The 22329-nt window shown below is 59.9% G+C and carries 18 protein-coding genes and 1 pseudogene; 9 read left to right on the top strand and 10 right to left on the bottom strand.

All coding sequences use genetic code 11. The features are described from left to right. Positions 1-5: 5 nt before the first annotated feature. From LOY28_RS05685 to LOY28_RS05665, 5 genes are all read left to right on the top strand, one after another. Complete coding sequence (locus LOY28_RS05685; RefSeq protein ID WP_019651381.1) at positions 6-1433, top strand: di-heme oxidoredictase family protein; 1428 nt, start codon at positions 6-8, stop codon at positions 1431-1433. 27 nt (positions 1434-1460) lie between these two features. Continuing rightward, positions 1461-2525, top strand: coding sequence for an imelysin family protein (locus LOY28_RS05680; protein ID WP_019651380.1), 1065 nt, complete (start codon positions 1461-1463; stop codon positions 2523-2525). A gap of 14 nt (positions 2526-2539) precedes the next feature. After that, entirely contained in the window at positions 2540-3637 is a 1098-nt protein-coding gene (locus LOY28_RS05675; protein WP_018926579.1) for a DUF1513 domain-containing protein, read from the top strand. A gap of 214 nt (positions 3638-3851) precedes the next feature. Then, the gene (locus tag LOY28_RS05670) at positions 3852-5000 is read left to right on the top strand and encodes an efflux RND transporter periplasmic adaptor subunit (RefSeq protein ID WP_018926580.1); all 1149 of its coding nucleotides are present in this window, start codon (positions 3852-3854) and stop codon (positions 4998-5000) included. Between the two features lie 13 nt (positions 5001-5013). Beyond that, positions 5014-8040 (top strand): multidrug efflux RND transporter permease subunit, encoded by a 3027-nt coding sequence (locus tag LOY28_RS05665; protein ID WP_028939448.1) that lies wholly within the window; start codon positions 5014-5016, stop codon positions 8038-8040. 57 nt (positions 8041-8097) lie between these two features. Here LOY28_RS05665 and LOY28_RS05660 read toward each other — a convergent pair whose 3' ends face one another. The 5 genes and pseudogenes from LOY28_RS05660 to colR all read right to left on the bottom strand — a co-directional run bounded on the left by LOY28_RS05660 (position 8098) and on the right by colR (position 11230). Continuing rightward, positions 8098-8325 carry a hypothetical protein gene (locus LOY28_RS05660; protein ID WP_082920824.1) on the bottom strand — a complete coding sequence of 76 codons (228 nt, stop codon included), beginning with the start codon at positions 8323-8325 and terminating at the stop codon, positions 8098-8100. Continuing rightward, positions 8322-8465 (bottom strand): annotated as a pseudogene (locus LOY28_RS29905) (InaA protein); the annotation flags it as partial. The gene LOY28_RS05660 and the pseudogene LOY28_RS29905, both read right to left, overlap by 4 nt. Position 8466: 1 nt before the next feature. After that, on the bottom strand, positions 8467-9135 hold the full coding sequence (locus LOY28_RS05655) for a class I SAM-dependent methyltransferase (RefSeq protein WP_064616321.1): 669 nt from the start codon (positions 9133-9135) through the stop codon (positions 8467-8469). Positions 9136-9276: 141 nt separating this feature from the next. Then, positions 9277-10557 (bottom strand): HAMP domain-containing sensor histidine kinase, encoded by a 1281-nt coding sequence (locus tag LOY28_RS05650; RefSeq protein WP_018926584.1) that lies wholly within the window; start codon positions 10555-10557, stop codon positions 9277-9279. After that, entirely contained in the window at positions 10547-11230 is a 684-nt protein-coding gene (gene colR / locus LOY28_RS05645; RefSeq protein WP_007938890.1) for a two-component system response regulator ColR, read from the bottom strand. Before colR ends, LOY28_RS05650 begins: the two co-directional genes overlap by 11 nt. Positions 11231-11431: 201 nt before the next feature. On the opposite strand from colR, the gene LOY28_RS05640 reads away from it, so the two are divergent. Then, positions 11432-13381: an LTA synthase family protein gene (locus LOY28_RS05640; RefSeq protein WP_258613193.1), complete on the top strand. Its 1950-nt coding sequence runs from the start codon at positions 11432-11434 to the stop codon at positions 13379-13381. A 53-nt stretch (positions 13382-13434) separates the two neighbouring features. After that, on the top strand, positions 13435-14178 hold the full coding sequence (locus LOY28_RS05635; protein ID WP_258613192.1) for a phosphatase PAP2 family protein: 744 nt from the start codon (positions 13435-13437) through the stop codon (positions 14176-14178). A 175-nt stretch (positions 14179-14353) separates the two neighbouring features. On the opposite strand, the gene groL is transcribed toward LOY28_RS05635, so the two are convergent. The 4 genes from groL to LOY28_RS05615 all read right to left on the bottom strand — a co-directional run bounded on the left by groL (position 14354) and on the right by LOY28_RS05615 (position 17863). Further along, positions 14354-16000, bottom strand: a complete 1647-nt coding sequence (gene groL, locus LOY28_RS05630; protein ID WP_018926587.1) for a chaperonin GroEL — start codon at positions 15998-16000, stop codon at positions 14354-14356. A gap of 49 nt (positions 16001-16049) precedes the next feature. Further along, positions 16050-16343: a co-chaperone GroES gene (locus tag LOY28_RS05625; protein WP_018926588.1), complete on the bottom strand. Its 294-nt coding sequence runs from the start codon at positions 16341-16343 to the stop codon at positions 16050-16052. Between the two features lie 245 nt (positions 16344-16588). Further along, positions 16589-17065 (bottom strand): FxsA family protein, encoded by a 477-nt coding sequence (locus tag LOY28_RS05620; RefSeq protein WP_018926589.1) that lies wholly within the window; start codon positions 17063-17065, stop codon positions 16589-16591. 66 nt (positions 17066-17131) lie between these two features. Continuing rightward, a complete protein-coding gene (locus LOY28_RS05615; protein ID WP_258613191.1) occupies positions 17132-17863 on the bottom strand; it encodes a HugZ family protein in 732 nt (243 codons plus the stop codon). Between the two features lie 165 nt (positions 17864-18028). On the opposite strand from LOY28_RS05615, the gene LOY28_RS05610 reads away from it, so the two are divergent. Then, a complete protein-coding gene (locus LOY28_RS05610; protein WP_018926591.1) occupies positions 18029-18787 on the top strand; it encodes an SDR family oxidoreductase in 759 nt (252 codons plus the stop codon). A gap of 64 nt (positions 18788-18851) precedes the next feature. Here the strand turns inward: LOY28_RS05610 and apbC are convergent, their stop codons facing one another. Beyond that, positions 18852-19946: an iron-sulfur cluster carrier protein ApbC gene (gene apbC / locus LOY28_RS05605; RefSeq protein WP_018926592.1), complete on the bottom strand. Its 1095-nt coding sequence runs from the start codon at positions 19944-19946 to the stop codon at positions 18852-18854. Between the two features lie 198 nt (positions 19947-20144). Here apbC and metG point away from each other — a divergent pair, with 198 nt between their 5' ends. After that, positions 20145-22199 (top strand): methionine--tRNA ligase, encoded by a 2055-nt coding sequence (gene metG, locus LOY28_RS05600; RefSeq protein ID WP_018926594.1) that lies wholly within the window; start codon positions 20145-20147, stop codon positions 22197-22199. Positions 22200-22329: the final 130 nt, after the last annotated feature.

Raw genomic sequence — 22329 nt, 5'->3', positions numbered from 1 at the left:
GTCCGATGCCCACGCTGCCTCTTCGCTTGTCTGCACTGTTGCTGGCCCTGGGCCTGAGTGCCTGCGATGACGCCCCGCGTTTTACCCAGGCCGAACCTGGTGAAGCCCGGTCCGGTGGCAGCGCAACAGTGCGCAAGACCGATAAGAACGCATTCTCCTTGCCCTCCGCCAATCTGGCGCCGTCACGACGCGTCGACTTCAGCGTCGGTAATAGCTTCTTTCGCAGCCCCTGGGTGATCGCGCCGTCGACCACCACCGCCCGCGATGGCCTCGGCCCGTTGTTCAATACCAACGCCTGCCAGAACTGCCACATCAAGGACGGGCGCGGTCATCCGCCAACGCCCGATGCGCCGAATGCGGTGTCGATGCTGGTACGCCTGTCGATCCCCAATGCCCCCGCCTACGCCAAGGTCATCGAACAACTGGGCGTGGTGCCGGAGCCGGTCTACGGCGGCCAGTTCCAGGACATGGCAGTGCCCGGCGTCGCCCCGGAAGGCAAGGTGCGTGTCGATTACACGCCGGTCCCGGTACGCTTCAAGGACGGCAGCGAAATCGAGTTGCGTAAACCAATCTTGCAGATGACCCAACTCGGCTACGGCCCGATGCACCCGGACACACGTTTCTCGGCGCGCATCGCACCGCCGATGATTGGCCTGGGCTTGCTTGAAGCGATTCCCGACGAGGCCATCCTGGCCAACGCCGAGGCTCAGGCCCGGGAGAAAAACGGCATCGCCGGACGACCGAACCGGGTCTGGGACGACGCGCAGCAGAAGACTGTTCTCGGACGATTTGGCTGGAAAGCCGGGCAACCGAACCTCAATCAGCAGAATGTTCATGCGTTCTCTGGTGATATGGGCCTCACGACCAGCCTGAAACCCATTGATGACTGCACCGACGCCCAAACTGCTTGCAAACAGGCGCCCAACGGCAATGGCCCCGATGGCGAGCCGGAAGTCAGCGACAACATTTTGCGTCTGGTGCTGTTCTACAGCCGTAACCTCGCCGTGCCGGCCCGTCGCGATGTTGGCGCACCTGAGGTGCTGGCCGGCAAGAATCTGTTTTTCCAGGCCGGATGCCAGTCCTGTCACACCCCTCAATACACCACCGCCGCCAACGCCGCGGAACCTGAATTGGCCAATCAAGTGATTCGCCCTTACAGCGATCTGCTGCTGCACGACATGGGCGACGGTCTGGCCGACAACCGCACCGAGTTCCAGGCCAGTGGCCGCGACTGGCGTACGCCGCCGTTGTGGGGCATCGGCCTGACGCAGACGGTCAGCGGACACACCCAGTTTTTGCACGACGGCCGCGCCCGCAACCTGCTCGAAGCCGTGCTCTGGCATGGCGGCGAGGCAAAAGCGGCGCAACAACAGGTTTTGTCTTTCAACGCCGAGCAGCGCGCGGCGTTGCTGGCGTTTTTGAATTCCCTTTAATACGTATTCCTTCAGCGGGAGCCCGACATGTTCCGTCCCAAATTGTTGTTCACCAGCCTTGCCGCCCTCGCCCTGGGCGCCTGTTCGCCCCAGGATCCGCAAGCGGTCACCTCGGCGGCCATCGCCAAGCAAGTGATCCTGCCGAGCTACAGTCGTTGGGTGGAAGCCGACCGGCAATTGGCGGTCAGCGCCCTGGCGTTCTGCCAAGGCAAGGAAACCCTGGACACCGCTCGCGCCGACTTCCTGCACGCGCAAAAAGCCTGGGCCGAGTTGCAACCGCTGCTGATCGGGCCGCTGGCCGAAGGCAACCGTTCGTGGCAGGTGCAGTTCTGGCCGGACAAGAAAAACCTCGTCGGCCGTCAAGTCGAGCAACTGGTCACTGCGCAGCCGCAGATCGATGCTGCCGCCCTGGCCAAGTCCAGCGTCGTGGTGCAAGGCCTCTCGGCTTATGAATACATCCTGTTCGACAGCAAGATCGACATGGCCGACAGCGCTCAGAAAGCCAAATACTGCCCGCTGCTGACCGCCATTGGCGAGCGTCAGAAGCAACTGGCCGAAGAGATCCTGTCGCGCTGGAACACCAACGACGGCATGCTCGCGCAGATGAGCAAATTCCCCAACCAGCGCTACGCCGACTCACACGAAGCGATCGCCGATCTGCTGCGTGTGCAAGTGACTGCACTGGACACCCTGAAGAAAAAACTCGGCACGCCGATGGGCCGTCAGAGCAAGGGTACGCCACAGCCATTCCAGGCCGATGCCTGGCGCAGCCAATCGTCGCTCAAAGGCATGGAAGCAAGCCTGAGCGCTGCGCAAACCGTCTGGGTGGGTGTCGACAACAAAGGCCTGCGCGGTCTGCTGCCGAACGAGCAAAAACCGTTGGCCGACAAGATCGACGCGGCCTACGCAGCGTCCCTGAAACTGCTTGCCGGCAACCAGCGCTCGCTGACCGACATGCTCACCGACGATGCCGGTCGCCAGCAGCTGAACGACATCTATGACAGCCTCAACGTTGTCCACCGCTTGCACGAAGGCGAACTGGCCAAGGCGCTGGGCATCCAACTGGGCTTCAACGCCAACGACGGCGACTGATGAGGGCAAGTGCCATGCTGCGACGCCAGGCTCTGACGTTAGGGAGTTTGCTGCTGGGTGCGGTGACACTGGGCGGCTGGACGCTGTTCAAGCAAAAGGACAAAAGCCCGCTGCTGCTCTCGGCGCGGGACGACGGTGACGGCAAGCACTATGCCGTCGGTTATCGACTGGACGGCACCCGGGTGTTTGCCACCCAGGTCGGTCAGCGCTGCCATGACATCATCAACCACCCGACACTGCCGATTGCGCTATTCGTCGCTCGGCGTCCGGGCACCGAGAGCTACCTGATCGACCTGCGCGACGGCACGCTATTGCAAACCGTGGTGTCGCAGCCGAACCGGCACTTCTACGGTCACGCGGTGATTCACCAGAGCGGTGACTGGTTGTACGCCACCGAGAACGACACCTCCGATCCGGGCCGTGGCCTGCTTGGTGTGTATAAGTTCGAAGGTGAGCGACTGGTGCACAGCGGCGAAATTTCCACCCACGGCGTCGGCCCGCATCAAGTGTCGTGGATGCCCGATGGCGAGACGCTGGTGGTGGCCAACGGCGGCATTCGCACCGAGGCTGAAAGCCGGGTCGAGATGAACCTCAATGCCATGGAGCCGAGCCTGGTGCTGATGCAACGCGACGGCACGCTGCTGAGCAAGGAAACACTAGCCCAGCAGATGAACAGCGTGCGGCACTTGGGTATCGCCAGTGACGGCACCATCGTCGCCGGTCAGCAGTTCATGGGCGATGCTCACGAGTCTTCGGAGCTGCTGGCAATCAAGCGTCCCGGTCAACCGTTCGTGGCCTTCCCGGTGCCTGAGCATCAGTTGCAGGCCATGGGGCATTACACCGCCAGCGTTGCCGTACACAGCGAACTGCGCCTGGTCGCCCTGACCGCGCCGCGGGGCAACCGCTTTTTTATCTGGGACCTGGACAGCGGTGAAGTACGCCTGGATGCACCGCTTCCCGATTGCGCCGGGGTCGGGGCCGTGGCCGATGGTTTTGTCGTGACCTCCGGGCAAGGCCGTTGCCGGTTCTACGATTGCCGCCAGACAAACCTTGTTGCAAAACCTCTGGAATTGCCTGCGGGGCTCTGGGACAACCACCTTCACCTGATCTGAACACGCAACCTGTAGCAGCTGGCGCAGCCTGCGTTCGGCTGCGCAGCAGTCGTGAAATCAGACACCGAGTTGTATCAGACGAACCGCGGTGTCTGGATTACGACTGCTTCGCAGCCGAACGCAGGCTGCGCCAGCTGCTACAGTTGGAATCCCCTTCGCAGTGGGAGTAATGTTTTCGCCTGTCTCACCTGATTTTCTCCAAGGAAATGGAAATATGCTGCGTCGCCGCATGCTGATCATGTTGGGTGTTGTCCTGCTAATCGTGCTGGTCCTGGCCGGTTACAAAGCCTTCTCCATCTATACGATGATGAAGGGCTTCTCTGTGCCGAAACCACCGATCAGCGTCGCCGTGGCCACCGCCACCGAACGTCCGTGGCAAAGCCGTTTGCCAACGGTCGGCACCCTTACGGCGCTGCAAGGGGTCGATCTGAGCCTGGAGGTCGACGGCACCGTCAAGGAAGTTCAGTTCGAGTCAGGACAGAAGGTCAAGGTCGGTCAGCCGCTGCTGCAACTCGACAGCGCCGTGGAAACCGCCCTGCTGGCAACCGCCCAGGCCGACCTGGGACTGGCGCAACTGGATTACGGTCGCGGCAGCCAACTGGTAGGCAGCCAGGCTATTTCCAAAGGTGAGTTCGACCGACTCTCGGCGGTATTGCAAAAGAGCCGGGCCACGGTCAATCAGCTCAAGGCGGCGCTGGAGAAAAAACGAATCCTCGCACCGTTCAGCGGGACCATCGGTATTCGTCGGGTAGACGTCGGCGACTACGTGGCCAGCGGCACGATGATCGCCACCCTGCAAGACCTCAGCAGCCTCTACGTCGACTTCTTTGTACCCGAGCAGGACGTGCCGAAGATCACCCTCGGCCAATCGGTACAGGTCATTGTCTCGGCCTACCCGACGGAGACTTTCCCCGGCACCGTCAGCGCCATCAACCCGAAGGTAGAAAGCAGCACCCGCAACGTGCTGGTGCGCGCGACCCTGGCCAACCCCGATGGCAAACTCCTGCCGGGGATGTTTGCCAGCCTGCAGGTGTTGTTGCCCGACCCGCAGCCGCACATCGTGGTGCCGGAAAGCGCGATCAGCTACACCCTTTATGGCAACTCGCTGTATGTCGTCGCGCAGAAAAAGGCCGAAGACGGCAGCCTCGAAAAAGACGACAAGGGCGAACCGGTTCTGATCGCCGAACGACGCTTCGTCGAAACCGGCGAGCGCCGCGACGGGATGGTCATGATCACCAAAGGCGTGCAGAACGGCGAAAAAGTGGTCACGGCTGGTCAGCTCAAACTGGACCACGGCGTGCACGTTGCCATCAGCGACGACAAGACCCTGGCTGAGAAGAACAGTCAGCCGCGCGCTGACTGATCAAGGAATCCCCATGGCTTTTACCGATCCGTTCATCCGCCGCCCGGTGCTCGCCACCGTGGTCAGCCTGTTGATAGTGCTGCTGGGCTTCCAGGCCTGGAGCAAGTTGCCGCTGCGCCAATACCCGCAAATGGAAAACGCCCTGATCACGGTGACCACCGCTTATCCCGGAGCCAACGCCGAGACCATCCAAGGCTATATCACCCAACCGATGCAGCATAGCCTGGCCAGCGCCGAGGGCATCGACTACATGACCTCGGTCAGTCGCCAGAACTTCTCGGTGATCTCGATCTACGCGCGCATCGGCTCCAACACCGACCGCCTGTTCACCGAACTGCTGGCCAAGGCCAACGAGGTCAAGAACCAGCTGCCCCAGGACGCCGAAGACCCGGTGCTGAGCAAGGAAGCCACCGGCGCCTCGGCGCTGATGTACATCAGTTTCTTCAGCAACGAGCTGAGTAACCCGCAGATCACCGACTACCTGTCCCGGGTTATCCAGCCGAAACTGGCGACCCTGCCGGGCATGGCCGAAGCCGAGATTCTCGGCAACCAGGTGTTCGCCATGCGCCTGTGGCTGGACCCGGTGAAGCTCGCCGGTTTCGGCCTGAGCGCCAGCGATGTGACCAACGCCGTGCGCCAGTACAACTTCCTCTCCGCCGCCGGCGAAGTGAAAGGCGAGTACGTGGTCACCAGCATCAACGCCAACACCGAACTCAAGTCCGCCGAGGCCTTTGGCGCAATTCCGCTCAAGGTCGACGGTGACAGTCGTGTGCTGTTGCGAGACGTGGCGCGGGTCGAGATGGGCGCGGAGAACTACAACACCATCAGCTCCTTCGGCGGCACACCCTCGGTGTACATCGGCATCAAGGCCACACCCGGCGCCAACCCGCTGGACGTGATCAAGGAAGTGCGCAAGATCATGCCGGACCTGGAAGCCCAGCTGCCGCCAAACCTCAAGGGCGAAATCGCCTACGACGCCACGCTGTTCATCCAGGCCTCCATCGACGAGGTGTTGAAAACCCTGTTCGAAGCGGTGCTGATCGTGATTGTGGTGGTGTTCCTGTTCCTCGGCGCCCTGCGTTCGGTGGTGATCCCGGTGGTGACCATTCCGCTGTCGATGATCGGCGTGATGTTCTTCATGCAGATGATGGGCTACTCGATCAACCTGCTGACCTTGCTGGCGATGGTCTTGGCCATCGGGCTGGTGGTGGACGACGCCATCGTGGTGGTGGAAAACATCCACCGGCACATCGAAGAAGGCAAGACACCGTTGGATGCGGCCATCGAGGGCGCACGGGAGATCGCCATGCCGGTGGTGTCGATGACCATCACCCTGGCGGCGGTCTATGCGCCGATCGGCTTCCTGACCGGCCTGACGGGGGCGTTGTTCAAGGAGTTTGCCCTGACCCTGGCCGGGGCGGTGGTGATTTCCGGTGTCGTCGCCCTGACGCTGTCGCCGATGATGTGCGCCATGCTGCTGCGCCACGATGAAAACCCCAGCGGCCTGGCCCATCGCCTGGACGTGATCTTCGAAGGCCTCAAACGCCGCTACCAGCGCGTGCTTCACGGCACTCTCAACACCCGGCCGGTAGTGCTGGTGTTCGCGGTGATCGTGCTGTGCCTGATCCCGATACTGCTCAAGTTCACCAAGTCGGAACTGGCGCCGGACGAAGACCAGGGCGTGATCTTCATGATGGCCAACGCCCCGCAACCAGCCAACCTCGACTACATGAACGCCTACACCGACGAGTTCGTCGCCATTTTCAAGGAGTTTCCCGAGTACTACTCTTCGTTCCAGATCAACGGCTTCAACGGCGTGCAATCGGGGATCGGCGGCTTCCTGCTCAAACCCTGGAATGAACGCCACCGGACCCAGATGCAGATCCTGCCGCTGGTCCAGAGCAAACTGGAAAGCATTCCCGGGCTGCAAATATTCGGCTTCAACCTGCCGTCCCTGCCAGGCACCGGCGAGGGCTTGCCGTTTCAATTCGTGATCAACTCGGCTAACAGCTACGAGGCGCTGCTGCAGGTGATGGACCGAGTGAAAAAAAGAGCGATGGAATCCGGCAAGTTTGCTTTTGTCGACGTCGACCTGGCCTTCGACAAGCCCGAAGTCGTGGTGGACATCGATCGCGCCAAGGCAGCGCAGATGGGTGTGTCCATGCAGGACCTCGGCGGTACTCTTGCGACGATGCTGGGCGAGGCGGAGATCAACCGGTTCACCATCGAAGGTCGCAGCTACAAGGTCATCGCTCAGGTGGAACGGCCCTACCGCGATAACCCTGACTGGCTGAACCATTATTACGTCAGGAACACCAAGGGCGAACTGCTCCCCCTGTCGACCCTGATCACCGTGACAGACCGCGCGCGGCCGCGTCAGTTGAACCAGTTCCAGCAACTCAACTCGGCGATTCTTTCCGGGGTCCCGCTGGTCAGCATGGGTGAAGCCATCGACACCGTGCGCCAGATCGCCCGGGAAGAGGCACCGACGGGTTACGCCGTCGACTATGCCGGTGTTTCACGGCAATACGTTCAGGAAGGCAGCGCGCTGTGGGTCACCTTCGCCCTGGCCTTGGCGATCATCTTCCTGGTGCTGGCGGCCCAGTTCGAAAGCTTCCGTGATCCGCTGGTGATTCTGGTGACTGTGCCGCTGTCGATCTGTGGCGCATTGATCCCGCTCTTCCTCGGCTGGTCGAGTATGAACATCTATACCCAGGTGGGGCTGGTGACGTTGATCGGACTGATCAGCAAGCACGGGATCCTGATCGTCGAGTTCGCCAACCAGTTACGCAAGGAGAAAGGCCTGACACCTCGCGAAGCGGTAGAGGAAGCGGCGGCCATTCGTCTGCGCCCGGTATTGATGACCACGGCGGCAATGGTGTTCGGCATGGTGCCGTTGATCATCGCCACGGGCGCGGGAGCCGTCAGCCGGTTCGACATCGGCACGGTGATCGCAACGGGGATGTCGATCGGGACGCTGTTCACCTTGTTCGTGCTGCCATGCATTTACACATTGCTGGCCAAACCCGATAAACCTTAACGTCAAAAAGCAAAAGGCCTCGCAATTGCGAGGCCTTTTATTTGGGCTTCAATCTGTTCAACTCTGTGGCCTCAGTCCCTGAGAAAGTCCGAACATGAACAGTAACAAGTCATGATCGGGTTGAGTGGCCACGGGTGCTTTGGCTACCCGGGGCAACGGACAACGTGCGTCGCCGTGCACGGAACTGAGGACTTGCGTGCGGGGCTGCTCCCAGGCAGCCACCGCCAAAGAAGCAACTGCCAAGGCTCCGGCTAAAAACAAACCTCGTGCAATTTCGAGTTTCATTGCGATAAGCCTTTGATAGCGCTGCCAAACGCCTTGTTATAAAAGTAGACGAGTTTTTCCCCGTCTGTATCGCTGAACGACGAGTGGCGACGCCCTTGCTTCAGGTCATGGGGCGCAGCTGCATAGTGCACTGTCATTCTGTTACCTCTTGCGTAATACATAGACCCGCCACATGGCATAGAGCGGTAAAAAATCCATTTGCCCCTGAATATGGAAACCCGCCTGCTCGAACTCCTTTTCAATCGTGGCAGCCGGTAACACAAATCGAGTCTGGTAACCTTCCTGCCCACGCATCCTCTCGGCGCGCTTGCGTTTCCAGGCCTTGAAATTGCCGTCTACCCATAGCGAAACGATCACGCTGTCGCGGGTGACACGCTCGAATTCACGCAGGATGGTCAGTCGTTGCTCGGCTTCACCGATGTGATGGAGCAGACGCATGCAGAAAATGCTGTCGACCGCGTTATCGGGCAAGGCAATGTCGAATGCAGACGTGTGCAAGGGTTGTACCCTTTTGACCACGTCGGCGGGTTGAGTGCGCATGGCAGTCTTGAGCATGGACACCGAGTTGTCGGCCCCGATGATGACACGGTTGTGCTTTTCCGCGAGCAACGGCCAGAAACGCCCGGCACCGCAGGGCAAATCGAGGACCAGGCCAGGTTCACCGGCCAACGCCAGGGCCTTTCGCGCCAGGTGTTCATCACGCCATTGGGACAGCCGGCGACCGAGCCCCACCTGGTGCTTGCGCACATTTTTCTGTGCGGGTTGATCGTCGTATTTTTCGGAGAAGCCGAGCTTTATCGGGCCAGCCATGACTGCAATCTCCTGAGCTTCTGATGACAACCACCTTAAGTTGCGGGGTGTCAGCGTCAGGTCATGCCTTGGTGAAAATTTCGTCAGGTAAACCCGGAATCATTTCAGGGTTTTACGGAGCCGATTTATTTTTCAACCCATTCACCGCTTTTTCTGACTCAACTCCACCTGGAAGCGACAACCGTTGGGCTCCATGTTCGTCAGGCTGACACTCCAGCCCTGGTTCTCGCAGATCCGTTGCACCAGCGACAGCCCCAGCCCCAAGCCCTCGCCACGCTTTTCGCTGCCGCGCACGAAAGGCTCGAACATCGCCTCGCGTTTTTCTTCCGGAATGCCCACACCACTATCCTCGACCACGAACCCCGTATCCGTCAGGGCCAAGCGGATAAACCCATGCTCGGTGTAATGCAGCGCATTACGCAACAGGTTGCCCATCACCGCGTGCAGAAGCGTCGCGTTATAGCGAGTGTCCGGCGGGTTGCCCAACTCGACGTTCAACGTCAGGCCCTTGGCTTCGATCGGTTCGCGCCATTGGCAAAGCAACCCGTCGGCCACCTGACTGAGGCTCTGCTGGGGGCCCATGCTGGCGTCTTCATGCTGAGCGCGGGCCAGCATGAGGAAGGTCTGCACCAACTCGCGCATCTCTGCGCAAGCCCGGGCGATCCGCTCGACCTGGGCACGCCCGCGCTGATCGATGCCGGCGTTTTCCAGCAACAATTCACAGGAACTGGCCAACACCATCAATGGCGTGCGCAGTTCGTGGCTGACGTCACTGGTGAACAATCGCTCACGGGTCAACGCCTGACGCAAGCGCCCGAGGGTGGCGTCGAAGGCCACGGCCAGCTCGCCCACTTCATCGGCGGCATAATCCGGCGCCAGTGGCGGTGCCAGACCCAACAGCTGATCGCGATGGCGCACCTGGCGGGCCAGTCGCACCACCGGCGCCATCACCTTGCGCGCCAGCACCCAGCCCAGAAATACCGCCAGCGCCAGGCTCAGTACGAACCCCACCAGCACTACGGCAAACAGCACCCGTTCACGCTCTTCGAAATCGCTCTGGTCCTGCAACAGCACGTAGCGCCGTCCGTCGACGATTTCGACCATGGCGTGATACGACAGATGGTCGCGAAAGACTTCATGAAAACCCGAGTCCAGGTGCCGCAAATCCTTGGGTAACTCAAAATCGCCCGGCCCGCCGCTGAAATAGAACAACTGGTCCGGCTCGGGGCGGTGGCTCCAGTCCGTCACGCTGTCCATCAGCAACAGGCGTTGCAAATCGCCACCCAGACCTGACGAAATCAGTTTCTCCTCCACCAGGTGCACGGTCGCGATGATGCCTATCGCGAAGGCTCCCGCGACCAATGCGCTCATCAACGCAAAGGCGATGATGATCCGTTGCGAAAGGCTCTGCTTAAACTCCATCACGGCCCTCGGCCAAGCGATAACCGACGCCGTGCACCGTGTGCAGCAGGGGTTTGGCGAACGGCTTGTCGATCACCTGGCGCAATTGATGGACGTGGCTGCGCAGGCTGTCGCTGTCCGGGCAGTCGTCACCCCACAGGGCCTCTTCGAGAATTTCCCGGCGCAGCACGTGCGGGCTTTTCTGCATCAACACCGCCAGCAACTTCAGGCCCACCGGGTTGAGTTTCAGCAGACGGCCTTCGCGCGTCACCTCCAGGGTATCGAGGTCGTAGCTCAGATCGCCGACCTGCAAGGCACGGCGACCGCCACCCTGGGCACGGCGCATGACCGCCTCGATGCGCGCCGCCAGTTCTGACAGGGCAAAGGGTTTGATCAAGTAATCGTCGGCGCCGGATTTGAAGCCTTGCAGACGGTCGTCCAGTTGATCGCGCGCAGTGAGCATGATCACCGGCGTATCACGGCGGGCGTCTTCGCGCAGGCGTTTGCACAGGGTGTAGCCATCGATACCGGGCAGCATGATATCGAGTACGATCAAGTCGTAATGCTCGGTGGCCGCCAGGTGCAAGCCAGATAAACCGTCCTGCGCGCAATCCACGGTGTAACCTTTGAGCCCCAGATAATCGGCCAGGTTGGCCAGGATATCGCGGTTGTCTTCAACCAATAGAATTCGCATCGGCACCTCCTCCGTATACAGTAACGGCCGTCTTGGCCCGCGCAGCTTAAGGCCTAGTGTGACTCAGGGCTAGGGCGGCCGGTCGTAGAATCGATGCGCTCAACCAAATAATGGTGCTAACAAGTTTTTCACTGTCGGTTCACAACCCGACTACAGCGTTCAAGAGAAACTTTCGCGCGATTGATATAGGGAATGTAGATAATGGATTGTTTGAAGACGGCGCCAATGCGCTTTCTGCTACTGGTAACCGGTTCCTGGCTGGTCATTTTTCTCCTGACCCGAAGCGTTCTCCTCCTCACTCACCTGGATGAGGCAGGCAGCGGGCTCCTGTCCGTGTTTGGCATCGGCCTGCTTTATGACCTGGGTTTCATTGCCTACGCGGCGCTGCCCATGGGCCTCTATCTGCTGCTATGCCCGCCGGCCTTGTGGCGCCGCCGTGGCCATCGCTGGTTCCTTCAGGGCCTGCTGACCGTCAGCCTGTTCGCCATGCTGTTCACGTCGGTGGCCGAATGGCTGTTCTGGGATGAGTTCGGTGTGCGTTTCAACTTTATCGCCGTCGATTACCTGGTCTACTCCGACGAAGTGCTGAATAACCTGTTGGAGTCGTACCCGATCGGCAAGCTGCTGAGCCTGCTCGCGGTGCTGGCCGTGATCCTGAGCCTTGCGCTGCGCAAATCCTTCAACGCTGCGCTGGACGCACCATTGCCTGCCATGCGCGGGCGTCTGCTGAATGCACTCGGCCTGCTGATCGTCGCGGGCCTGAGCGCGCAACTGCTCAGCCAGGATGCGCCGCGCGCTCAGGGCGGCAATGCCTATCAGAACGAACTGGCGAGCAATGGCCCGTACCAGTTCTTCGCCGCCTTTCGCAATAACGAACTGGATTACCCGCAGTTCTACAGCACCCTGCCGACCTCCGTCGTCGCGCAACAGATTCGCGCGGAACTGACCGAGCCCAATGCTCGCTTCATCGGCGAGGATCCACAGGACATCCGCCGGATGATCGATAATCCCGGCACCGAACGAAAACCCAACATCGTGCTGGTCACCATCGAAAGCTTCAGCGCCAAGTACATGGGCAGCAATGGCGACGATCGCAACCTGACACCAAACCTCGATGCCTTGCGCAAACAAAGCCTGTACTTCAATAATTTCTACGCCACCGGCACCCGCACCGATCGCGGCCTGGAGGCCATCACCCTGGCCATTCCACCGACGCCGGGGCGCTCGATCGTCAAGCGCGTGGGTCGTGAAAGCGGCTTCGCCAGCCTCGGCCAGCAACTCAGCGCCGTGGGTTACGACAGCGTATTCGTGTATGGCGGGCGCGGTTACTTCGACAACATGAACGCGTTCTTCAGCGGCAACGGCTATCGCGTTGTCGACCAGAGCAGCGTCGATGAATCAGAGATTCACTTCAAGAACGCCTGGGGAATGGCTGACGAAGACCTCTATAACCAGACCCTGAAACTGGCCGATGCCGACTACGCCAGGCAACAGCCGTTTCTACTGCAACTGATGACCACCTCCAACCATCGCCCCTACACCTACCCGGATAACCGGATCGATATCAAATCCGGTAACGGACGCGACGGTGCGGTGAAGTACACCGACTTCGCCATTGGTCAGTTCCTCGATCAGGCGCGCAAAAAACCCTGGTTCGATAATACAATCTTCGTCTTCGTTGCCGATCACACGGCTGGCAGCGCTGGCAAAGAAGACTTGCCGATCAGCAACTATCAGATTCCGCTGTTCATCTATGCACCGAAGCTGATCGACGCTCGGGAAACCGCACAGCTGGCCAGTCAGATCGACCTTGCGCCAACGTTGCTCGGGCTGCTGAACCTGGATTACCAGTCGACGTTCTTCGGTCGCAACCTGTTGCAGGACAATCCACTGCCACCGCGAGTGGTGGTTGGCAACTATCAACATCTGGGCTTGTTCGACGGTAAGGATTTAGCGATCCTGAGCCCGCGTGAGGGTCTGCGTCGCCACGACGATGCACTGACCGACAGTCGCGAATCACGGGCCACCACCGTTGATCCGTTGATCACCCGCGCAATTACTTATTACCAAACTGCCAGTCATGGCTTCAAGCAACAGCTGCTCGGCTGGAAAGCGCCCACGGAGGGCACCCGCCAAGTCAGCGAACGTTAATCGAATGGCCCCGGGCTGATGCCCCGGGGTTTTTCCATTCATCAGGATCCACCATGTCATCAACCGCTGTCCGTCCCATCTCCCGCCCGCTCAACTTCTGGCTGTATCTGGGAGTGCCCGCCATTGCGGCGATCACCCTGCTGCTGCTCGAATTGACGTCCCTGGACATGGACCTTGCCAAGCTGTTCTATGATCCGGTCGCCGGTGCATTCATCGGGCGCCACAGTTATTTCCTGGAAGACATCCTGCATGACCGGGCCAAGCAAGTGGTCATTGCCTTTTCGGTGTTCTCGATCCTGGGCTTTGTCGGCTCCTTTTTCATTGAAAGGCTCAAACCGTTCAAACGTGAAATGGGTTGCCTGGTGTTGTCTCTGGCGCTGTCAACCTCCTTTGTCACTCCGCTCAAAGCGGCAACGGCGGTGCAATGCCCATGGAGCCTGGAACAATTCGGCGGGCACGAAACCTACAGCGAGCTGCTGAGCCCTCGCCCGCATACCGACAAGCCAGGCCGCTGCTGGCCCGGTGGTCATGCGGCGACCGGTTTCACCCTGTTTGCGTTGTTCTTTGTGTTGCGTGACCGACGCCCACGGCTGGCACGCTATGCGTTTGTCTTCGCTTTCACATTGGGCTCGGTGTTTTCCGTCGGCCGGATGATGCAGGGCGCGCACTTCTTCTCGCACAACGTGTGGACGGCGATTTTCTGCTGGCTGTTTTGCCTGGGTGCGTACTACAACATCCTGTACCGGCCGGCCTCCAAGACTGAACAGGCGAACGAGGCAAAACCGGTCAGCGCCTGAACCGACGCCATTGCGAGCAAGCCCTGCTCCCACAGGTTTACGCAATCCACTGTGGGATCGTGGCTTGCCCGCGATGGATGGCCGCGACGCGATCTGCGGACCTACCAAAATGAAGGCAATAAAAAGCCCCGCCTGCTCGACGCAGGCGGGGCTTTTTTATAGGGGTAAGGCTGGCTTACATCATGCCGCCCATGCCACCCATACCGCCCATGTCTGGCATACCGCCGCCAGCTGCACCGTCTTTCTTCGGTGCTTCGGCAACAGCGGCCTCGGTGGTCAGGATCAGACCGCCAATCGAGGATGCAGCTTGCAGAGCCGAACGGGTCACCTTGGTTGGGTCCAGGATGCCCATTTCGATCATGTCGCCGTATTCGCTGGTGGCAGCGTTGTAACCGAAGTTACCCGCGCCTTGCTTGACCTTGTCGACAACCACGCTTGGCTCGTCGCCGGAGTTGGCAACGATCTGACGCAGTGGCGCTTCAACCGCACGACGCAGAACAGCGATACCGACGTCCTGATCGGCGTTGTCGCCTTTCAGTTCGCTGATGGCTTGCAGGGCACGGATCAGTGCCACGCCGCCGCCAGGTACCACGCCTTCTTCAACGGCTGCACGGGTAGCGTGCAGGGCGTCTTCAACGCGGGCTTTCTTCTCTTTCATTTCAACTTCGGAACCAGCGCCGACCTTGATCACTGCAACGCCGCCGGACAGTTTGGCCAGGCGCTCTTGCAGTTTTTCACGGTCGTAGTCGGACGAAGTGTCGGCCACTTGTTGACGGATCTGGGTCACGCGAGCCTGGATATCAGCCTCAACGCCGGCGCCGTCGATCACGGTGGTGTTTTCTTTGGACAGGATCACGCGCTTGGCATTACCCAGGTGTTCCAGGGTAGTGCTTTCCAGGCTCAGACCGATCTCTTCGGAGATCACGGTACCGCCGGTCAGAACAGCGATATCCTGCAGCATGGCCTTGCGACGGTCGCCGAAGCCTGGAGCCTTGACGGCTGCGACTTTAACGATGCCACGCATGTTGTTCACAACCAGAGTCGCCAGGGCTTCGCCTTCAACGTCTTCGGCCACGATCAGCAGTGGACGGCCGGCTTTGGCAACGGCTTCCAGTACTGGCAGCATTTCGCGGATGTTCGAGATCTTTTTGTCGACCAGCAGGATCAGCGGACCGTCCAGCTCGGCAGTCATGGTCTCTGGCTTGTTGACGAAGTACGGGGACAGGTAGCCACGGTCGAACTGCATGCCTTCAACAACCGACAGTTCGTTTTCCAGGCCCGAGCCTTCTTCAACGGTGATCACGCCTTCTTTACCGACTTTTTCCATGGCTTCGGCAATGATGTCGCCGATGGAGTTGTCGGAGTTGGCCGAGATGGTACCTACCTGAGCGATTGCCTTGGTGTCAGCGCAAGGCTTGGACAGGGCTTTCAGTTCCTTGACGATCGCGATGGTCGCTTTGTCGATACCGCGCTTCAGGTCCATCGGGTTCATGCCGGCAGCGACGGCTTTCAGGCCTTCGTTGACGATCGACTGAGCCAGAACGGTAGCGGTGGTGGTACCGTCGCCTGCGTCATCGTTGGCACGGGAGGCAACGTCTTTGACCAGCTGCGCGCCCATGTTTTCGAAGCGGTCTTCGAGTTCGATTTCTTTGGCTACGGAAACGCCGTCCTTGGTGATGGTCGGAGCGCCGAAGCTCTTCTCGATGATCACGTTACGGCCTTTCGGGCCCAGGGTCGCTTTTACTGCGTCAGCCAGAACGTTGACACCGGTGAGCATTTTCTTGCGGGCGGAGTCGCCGAATTTAACTTCTTTAGCAGCCATGATCGATATTCCTTAAATACTTTGTAGTAGCGGGAAAATGAGCGGGGAATCAGCCTTCGACAACAGCGAGAATCTCGTTCTCAGCCATGATCACCAGGTCTTCGCCATCGACTTTCACAGTGTTGCTGCCGGAGTACGGGCCGAACACCACCTTGTCACCCACTTTCACGGACAGTGCACGCACTTCGCCGTTGTCCAGCACTTTGCCTGGGCCTACAGCTAGGACTTCACCCTGGTTTGGCTTCTCAGCAGCCGAACCTGGCAGGACGATACCGCCAGCGGTTTTCTTTTCTTCTTCGCTGCGACGGATAACGACGCGGTCATGCAGAGGACGAAGCTTCATTGTCGATCTCTCCTAATTGTGGTTTTCATCGGCCGGTGTAGTCCCGGCGGGTTTAACAAATCCGGCGGCGCCGGGTGCGGTTCGTCGAGCGAACCGCGGAAGTCTGTCTGGCGCAATTGCCAGAAACCTTGCGGTGACCGTTACATAAGGGCGCGCGAGCCTATTTCAAGGGCCGAGAGCGAAATTTTTACGTCGATACCCTGAAAATGAACACGGCACCCAAAGGTGCCGTGTCGATGGACATGTTACTTGGAGTCGCGGTGTTCGAACTCGCCTTCGATCACGTTAGGCTCACGGCCCAACGGCTGACGTGGAGCAGGACCGCCCCGCGGCTGAAGGTCATCGGCAAACGCACGCTGGCGCATCGCTTGTTCCTCGGCGCGCTGGCGCATTTTATTGGCCAGCAGTCGACGAGAGATCGGCAGCAACATAATCAGACCCAGCACGTCGGTGACGAAGCCCGGCAGAATCAGCAGACCACCCGCCAGGGCCAGCATCAGGCCTTCGAGCATGGTCTGGGCCGGCAACTCGCCGCGGCTCAAGCTTTCACGAGCGCGCAGCGCAGTAGCCAGACCGGCGATACGCAGCACGAACACGCCGAGCATCGAGCCGAGAATGATCAGCAGCAGGGCCGGGAAAAACCCGATCGCTGCGCTGACCTTGACGAATACGAACAGCTCCAACACCGGAAACAGTACAAAGAGCAACAAAAAAGGGCGCATCAAATGGTTCCTCAACGCAAGTAAGCCTTGCCAGTGTTCCTTAGATGACGTCGCCGTTTCGTGAATTCAAGCATCGGCCACTTGATTTTTCGGCCAATGTTCGGCGTGAGCCAGGAAAACCAAGGCTTCCCGGACTTGTGTCGGCGTATTACAAGGCGCTTGAAACGGCAGCCAGTAAAGCCCCTGGCCGATGCGCAAGTGCATGCCTTCGCTGTCGATGCCGACCAATTGCGCCAGCACGGTTTTCGGCAGGCCCGCCAAGTCGACATAGTGGGCGATGGCTTTGGCGTGATCGGCATTCATGTGCTCGACCATACTCACTTCGGCCTTGCCGGCGAACGGGTTGGCGAGGGTCAGTTGGTCGACCCAGTGAATCGCGCCGAAGCCGCCGATGTAACGGTGGCGTACCGGTTTGAGCACCCAGAAATCGAAGTCGTGGGCCTTGTGATAGTTCTGCGAATCCGGGAAATAGCGGTAGTAACGCTCGGCTGCCGCTTCGATGGCTGCGGTGTCCTCGAGTTTTTCCCCTTCGGCCAGGTAGGTCAGCCGACCAACGGCTTGCACGTCTTCGGCCTCGCGTTCACCCACCAGCAGCGAGCATTTCGGATCCTTCAGCAGGTTGTGAGTGTGCTGTGCGATGCGGCTGATAAGGATCAGCGGCCGGCCCTGTTCGTCCAGACAGTACGGAACCACGGAGCCAAACGGGAAACCGGGCATCGCTTTGGAGTGCGTCGAGAGCACTCCACGGTATTCCTTGAGAAGCAATTCTCGGGCATGCTTAGCCACTACAACGCTCAATTTATGACTCCTTATATAGATTCCGTCGAAAAAACGGACAGGCGTCTGGGTGAAAGTTCCAGTACGCCACAGGGGCAGTTCTCATGTGCAGCCAGGCCACATCAGGCTCAGATCGAGAGGCCCTCTAGAAGGAGAAACACTCCGATCGGCTATGGGGCTATGCGAATGCAACTCACTGACAAAGTAATCATTATCACCGGCGGTTGCCAGGGTTTAGGCCGCTCCATGGCCGAGTATCTTGCAGGTCGTGGCGCCAAGCTGGCCCTGGTGGACCTGAACCAGGAAAAACTCGACGCCGCCGTCGCCGCTTGCAAGGCCAAGGGTGTCGAGGCCCGTGCCTACTTGTGCAACGTCGCCGATGAAGAGCAAGTGACCCACATGGTCAGCCAGGTGGCCGACGATTTCGGCGCGATCCATGGCCTGATCAACAACGCCGGCATTTTGCGTGACGGCCTGTTGCTGAAGGTCAAGGATGGCGAAATGACCAAGATGAGCCTGGCCCAATGGCAAGCGGTGATCGACGTCAATCTGACCGGCGTGTTCCTGTGCACCCGTGAAGTCGCGGCAAAAATGGTCGAGCTGAACAACAGCGGCGCGATCATCAATATCTCGTCGATCTCACGCGCCGGCAATATCGGCCAGACCAACTACTCCGCCGCCAAGGCCGGTGTCGCTGCGGCGACCGTGACCTGGGCCAAGGAACTGGCGCGCTACGGGATTCGTGTGGCGGGCATTGCGCCGGGCTTCATCGAAACTGAAATGACCCTGAGCATGAAACCTGAAGCGCTGGAAAAGATGACGTCCGGGATTCCGCTCAAGCGCATGGGCAAACCCGAAGAGATCGCCCAGTCGGCGGCCTACATTTTCGAGAATGACTACTACACCGGTCGGATTCTGGAGCTGGATGGCGGGTTGCGTATCTAAAGCAATATCAAAAGATCGCAGCCTCGTGTCGAGCGAAGCGAGGCTGCGATCTCTTTTCAGCGATTTAATCGTCGCTGACGGTGATGTTCGGCATCGCCGGCGTCGCAGCTTCCTGCAACACGATCCGCGCGCCGACATGGCGGGCCAGTTCCTGGTAAACCATCGCAATCTGGCTGTCAGGCTCGGCGATCACCGTTGGCTTGCCGCCATCGGCCTGTTCGCGGATCAGCATCGACAGCGGCAACGAAGCCAACAGTTCGACGCCGTACTGGTTGGCCAGCTTCACACCCCCGCCCTCACCGAACAAATGCTCGGCATGCCCGCAGTTGGAGCAGATGTGCACGGCCATGTTTTCGACCACACCCAGCACCGGGATGTTGACCTTGCGGAACATTTCCACGCCCTTGCGCGCATCCAGCAATGCCAGATCCTGCGGGGTGGTCACGATCACCGCACCGGCCACCGGGACTTTTTGCGCCAGGGTCAACTGGATGTCGCCGGTGCCTGGCGGCATGTCGATGACCAGGTAATCCAGGTCGCCCCAGGCCGTTTGCGTGACCAGTTGCAACAAGGCGCCGGACACCATCGGCCCACGCCAGACCATCGGCGTGTTGTCGTCGGTCAGGAAGGCCATGGACATCACTTCGACGCCATGGGACTCGATCGGAATGAACCATTTCTGATCCTTGACCTGAGGACGGGTGCCTTCAGGGATGCCGAACATGATGCCCTGGCTCGGACCGTAGATGTCCGCGTCGAGAATCCCCACTTTGGCACCTTCACGAGCCAACGCCAGCGCCAGGTTGGCGGCCGTGGTGGATTTGCCCACGCCTCCCTTTCCAGACGCCACGGCCACCACGTTTTTGACGTTGGCCAACCCCGGAATCTGTGCCTGGGCCTTGTGCGCGGCAATCACGCTGGTGATCTCGACACGGGCAGTGACCACGCCATCCAGGCCCTCGATGGCCATCTGCAACAACTGCGCCCAGCCACTCTTGAACAGACCGGCGGCGTAACCCAGCTCCAGCTGGACGCTGACGCGATCGCCCTGAATATCGATGCTGCGCACGCACCCGGCGCTGACCGGGTCCTGGTTCAGATAAGGGTCGGTGTATTGGCGAAGGACGGCTTCCACCGCTGCGCGATTGACGGCGCTCATGGGCAACTCCGATAGCAAGACTGGAAAATCAGGCGGGTATCCTAACCGTTCTGTCGCCTGGACGGGATGCTTTCAGAATATGACAAATATCTTATGACCGGCGGGTACAAAGGTCCGTGGAAGCTGGCCGTGGGGGTGAAAAATATGCGCCGGCGCTTTATAGTGGCCGACCTCCGTTTCATCAAGTAGCCGAGCCCCATGTCCGAGCCACGCAAGATCCTCGTCACCAGCGCCCTGCCCTATGCCAATGGTTCGATCCACCTCGGCCATATGCTGGAATACATCCAGACCGATATGTGGGTGCGCTTCCAGAAGCATCGCGGTAACCAATGCATTTATGTCTGCGCCGACGACGCCCACGGTTCGGCCATCATGCTGCGCGCGGAAAAGGAAGGCATCACCCCGGAACAACTGATCGCCAACGTCCAGGCTGAACACAGCGCCGACTTTGCCGAGTTCCTGGTGGACTTCGACAACTTCCACTCCACTCACGCCGAAGAAAACCGTGAGCTGTCGAGCCAGATCTACCTGAAGCTGCGCGACGCCGGGCACATCGCCACGCGCTCGATCACGCAGTACTTCGACCCGGAAAAGAAAATGTTCCTGGCCGACCGCTTCATCAAGGGCACCTGCCCGAAATGCGGCACCGAAGACCAGTACGGCGACAACTGCGAAAAATGCGGTGCAACCTACGCGCCGACCGACCTCAAAGATCCGAAGTCGGCAATCTCCGGCGCCACGCCGGTGCTCAAGGATTCCCAGCACTTCTTCTTCAAGCTGCCGGACTTCCAGGAAATGCTGCAAGCCTGGACCCGCAGCGGCACCTTGCAAGAGGCCGTGGCCAACAAGATCGCCGAATGGCTGGACGCCGGCCTGCAACAGTGGGACATCTCCCGCGATGCGCCGTACTTCGGCTTCGAAATTCCTGATGAACCAGGCAAGTACTTCTACGTGTGGCTGGACGCGCCGATCGGCTACATGGCCAGCTTCAAGAACCTGTGCAACCGTACGCCTGCACTTGATTTCGACGCGTTCTGGGGCAAGGACTCCACCGCCGAGCTGTACCACTTCATCGGCAAGGACATCGTCAACTTCCACGCCCTGTTCTGGCCAGCGATGCTCGAAGGCGCCGGTTTCCGTAAACCGACCGGCATCAACGTGCACGGCTACCTGACCGTCAACGGTCAGAAGATGTCCAAGTCCCGCGGCACCTTCATCAAGGCCCGGACCTATCTGGATCACCTGTCGCCGGAATACCTGCGCTACTACTATGCGGCCAAGCTGAGCCGTGGCGTCGATGACCTGGACCTGAACCTCGAAGACTTCGTGCAGAAGGTCAACTCGGACCTGGTCGGCAAAGTCGTCAACATCGCCAGCCGTTGCGCCGGTTTCATCCACAAAGGCAACGCTGGCGTGCTGGTGGCCGGCAACGCCGCACCGGAGCTGACCGAAGCGTTCCTGGCCGCAGCACCGAGCATCGCCGAAGCCTACGAAGCGCGTGACTTCGCCCGGGCCATGCGCGAAATCATGGGCCTGGCCGACCGTGCCAACGCCTGGATCGCCGACAAGGCACCGTGGTCGCTGAACAAACAGGAAGGCAAGCAGGATGAAGTCCAGGCCATTTGCGCCCTGGGTATCAACCTGTTCCGCCAATTGGTGATTTTCCTCAAGCCGGTGCTGCCGCTGCTGGCCGCCGATGCCGAGGCGTTCCTGAACGTCGCACCGCTGACCTGGAACGACCACGCCACCTTGCTCAGCAACCATCAGCTGAACGAGTTCAAACCGTTGATGACCCGCATCGACCCGGTAAAAGTGCAAGCCATGACCGACGCCTCGAAAGAAGACCTGACCGCCAGCCAGACCGACACTGGCGAAGCTGCCGCGCCTCAAGGCAACGGCGAACTGGCCAAGGATCCGCTGTCGCCGGAGATCGAGTTCGATACCTTTGCCGCGGTCGACCTGCGCGTCGCCCTGATCCTCAAGGCCGAAGCCGTCGAAGGTGCCGACAAACTGCTGCGCCTGACCCTGGACATCGGTGACGAGCAACGCAACGTGCTCTCCGGCATCAAGAGCGCCTACCCGGACCCGGCCAAGCTTGAAGGTCGCCTGACCATGATGATTGCCAACCTCAAGCCCCGCAAAATGAAATTCGGGATCTCCGAAGGCATGGTGATGGCGGCCGGCCCTGGTGGCGAAGAAATCTATCTGCTGAGCCCCGACAGTGGCGCCAAGCCAGGTCAGCGCATCAAGTAAGGTCCTGCGCTAAACCGATCCCACAGTCGTGCCCGGCGCGACTGTGGGATTTTCATATCTGGCCCACCCTCCTTCCTTGCCGGATAATGCCTAATCTCTTTTTAGAGAGCCCCTTAAGAAAGCCCTGTTC

The organism is Pseudomonas sp. B21-017, assembly GCF_024749245.1.
Classification (GTDB): Bacteria; Pseudomonadota; Gammaproteobacteria; order Pseudomonadales; family Pseudomonadaceae; genus Aquipseudomonas.
The sequence above is the reverse complement of the archived record's forward strand: the minus strand, read 5'-3'. Positions and strand labels throughout refer to the sequence as shown.

Bases quoted from the DNA above. Each gene is read 5' to 3' on its own strand.
- colR (WP_007938890.1), bottom strand. From the start codon at position 11,230: ATGCGAATTCTATTGGTTGAAGACAACCGCGATATCCTGGCCAACCTG.
- apbC (WP_018926592.1), bottom strand. From the start codon at position 19,946: ATGAGCGCCGTCAATCGCGCAGCGGTGGAAGCCGTCCTTCGCCAATAC.
- LOY28_RS05635 (WP_258613192.1), top strand. From the start codon at position 13,435: ATGTCATCAACCGCTGTCCGTCCCATCTCCCGCCCGCTCAACTTCTGG.
- LOY28_RS05610 (WP_018926591.1), top strand. From the start codon at position 18,029: ATGCAACTCACTGACAAAGTAATCATTATCACCGGCGGTTGCCAGGGT.
- LOY28_RS05680 (WP_019651380.1), top strand. From the start codon at position 1,461: ATGTTCCGTCCCAAATTGTTGTTCACCAGCCTTGCCGCCCTCGCCCTG.
- LOY28_RS05660 (WP_082920824.1), bottom strand. From the start codon at position 8,325: ATGAAACTCGAAATTGCACGAGGTTTGTTTTTAGCCGGAGCCTTGGCA.
- LOY28_RS05655 (WP_064616321.1), bottom strand. From the start codon at position 9,135: ATGGCTGGCCCGATAAAGCTCGGCTTCTCCGAAAAATACGACGATCAA.
- LOY28_RS05685 (WP_019651381.1), top strand. From the start codon at position 6: ATGCCCACGCTGCCTCTTCGCTTGTCTGCACTGTTGCTGGCCCTGGGC.
- LOY28_RS05670 (WP_018926580.1), top strand. From the start codon at position 3,852: ATGCTGCGTCGCCGCATGCTGATCATGTTGGGTGTTGTCCTGCTAATC.
- LOY28_RS05650 (WP_018926584.1), bottom strand. From the start codon at position 10,557: ATGGAGTTTAAGCAGAGCCTTTCGCAACGGATCATCATCGCCTTTGCG.
- groL (WP_018926587.1), bottom strand. From the start codon at position 16,000: ATGGCTGCTAAAGAAGTTAAATTCGGCGACTCCGCCCGCAAGAAAATG.
- LOY28_RS05665 (WP_028939448.1), top strand. From the start codon at position 5,014: ATGGCTTTTACCGATCCGTTCATCCGCCGCCCGGTGCTCGCCACCGTG.
- LOY28_RS05620 (WP_018926589.1), bottom strand. From the start codon at position 17,065: ATGCGCCCTTTTTTGTTGCTCTTTGTACTGTTTCCGGTGTTGGAGCTG.
- metG (WP_018926594.1), top strand. From the start codon at position 20,145: ATGTCCGAGCCACGCAAGATCCTCGTCACCAGCGCCCTGCCCTATGCC.
- LOY28_RS05675 (WP_018926579.1), top strand. From the start codon at position 2,540: ATGCTGCGACGCCAGGCTCTGACGTTAGGGAGTTTGCTGCTGGGTGCG.
- LOY28_RS05625 (WP_018926588.1), bottom strand. From the start codon at position 16,343: ATGAAGCTTCGTCCTCTGCATGACCGCGTCGTTATCCGTCGCAGCGAA.
- LOY28_RS05640 (WP_258613193.1), top strand. From the start codon at position 11,432: ATGGATTGTTTGAAGACGGCGCCAATGCGCTTTCTGCTACTGGTAACC.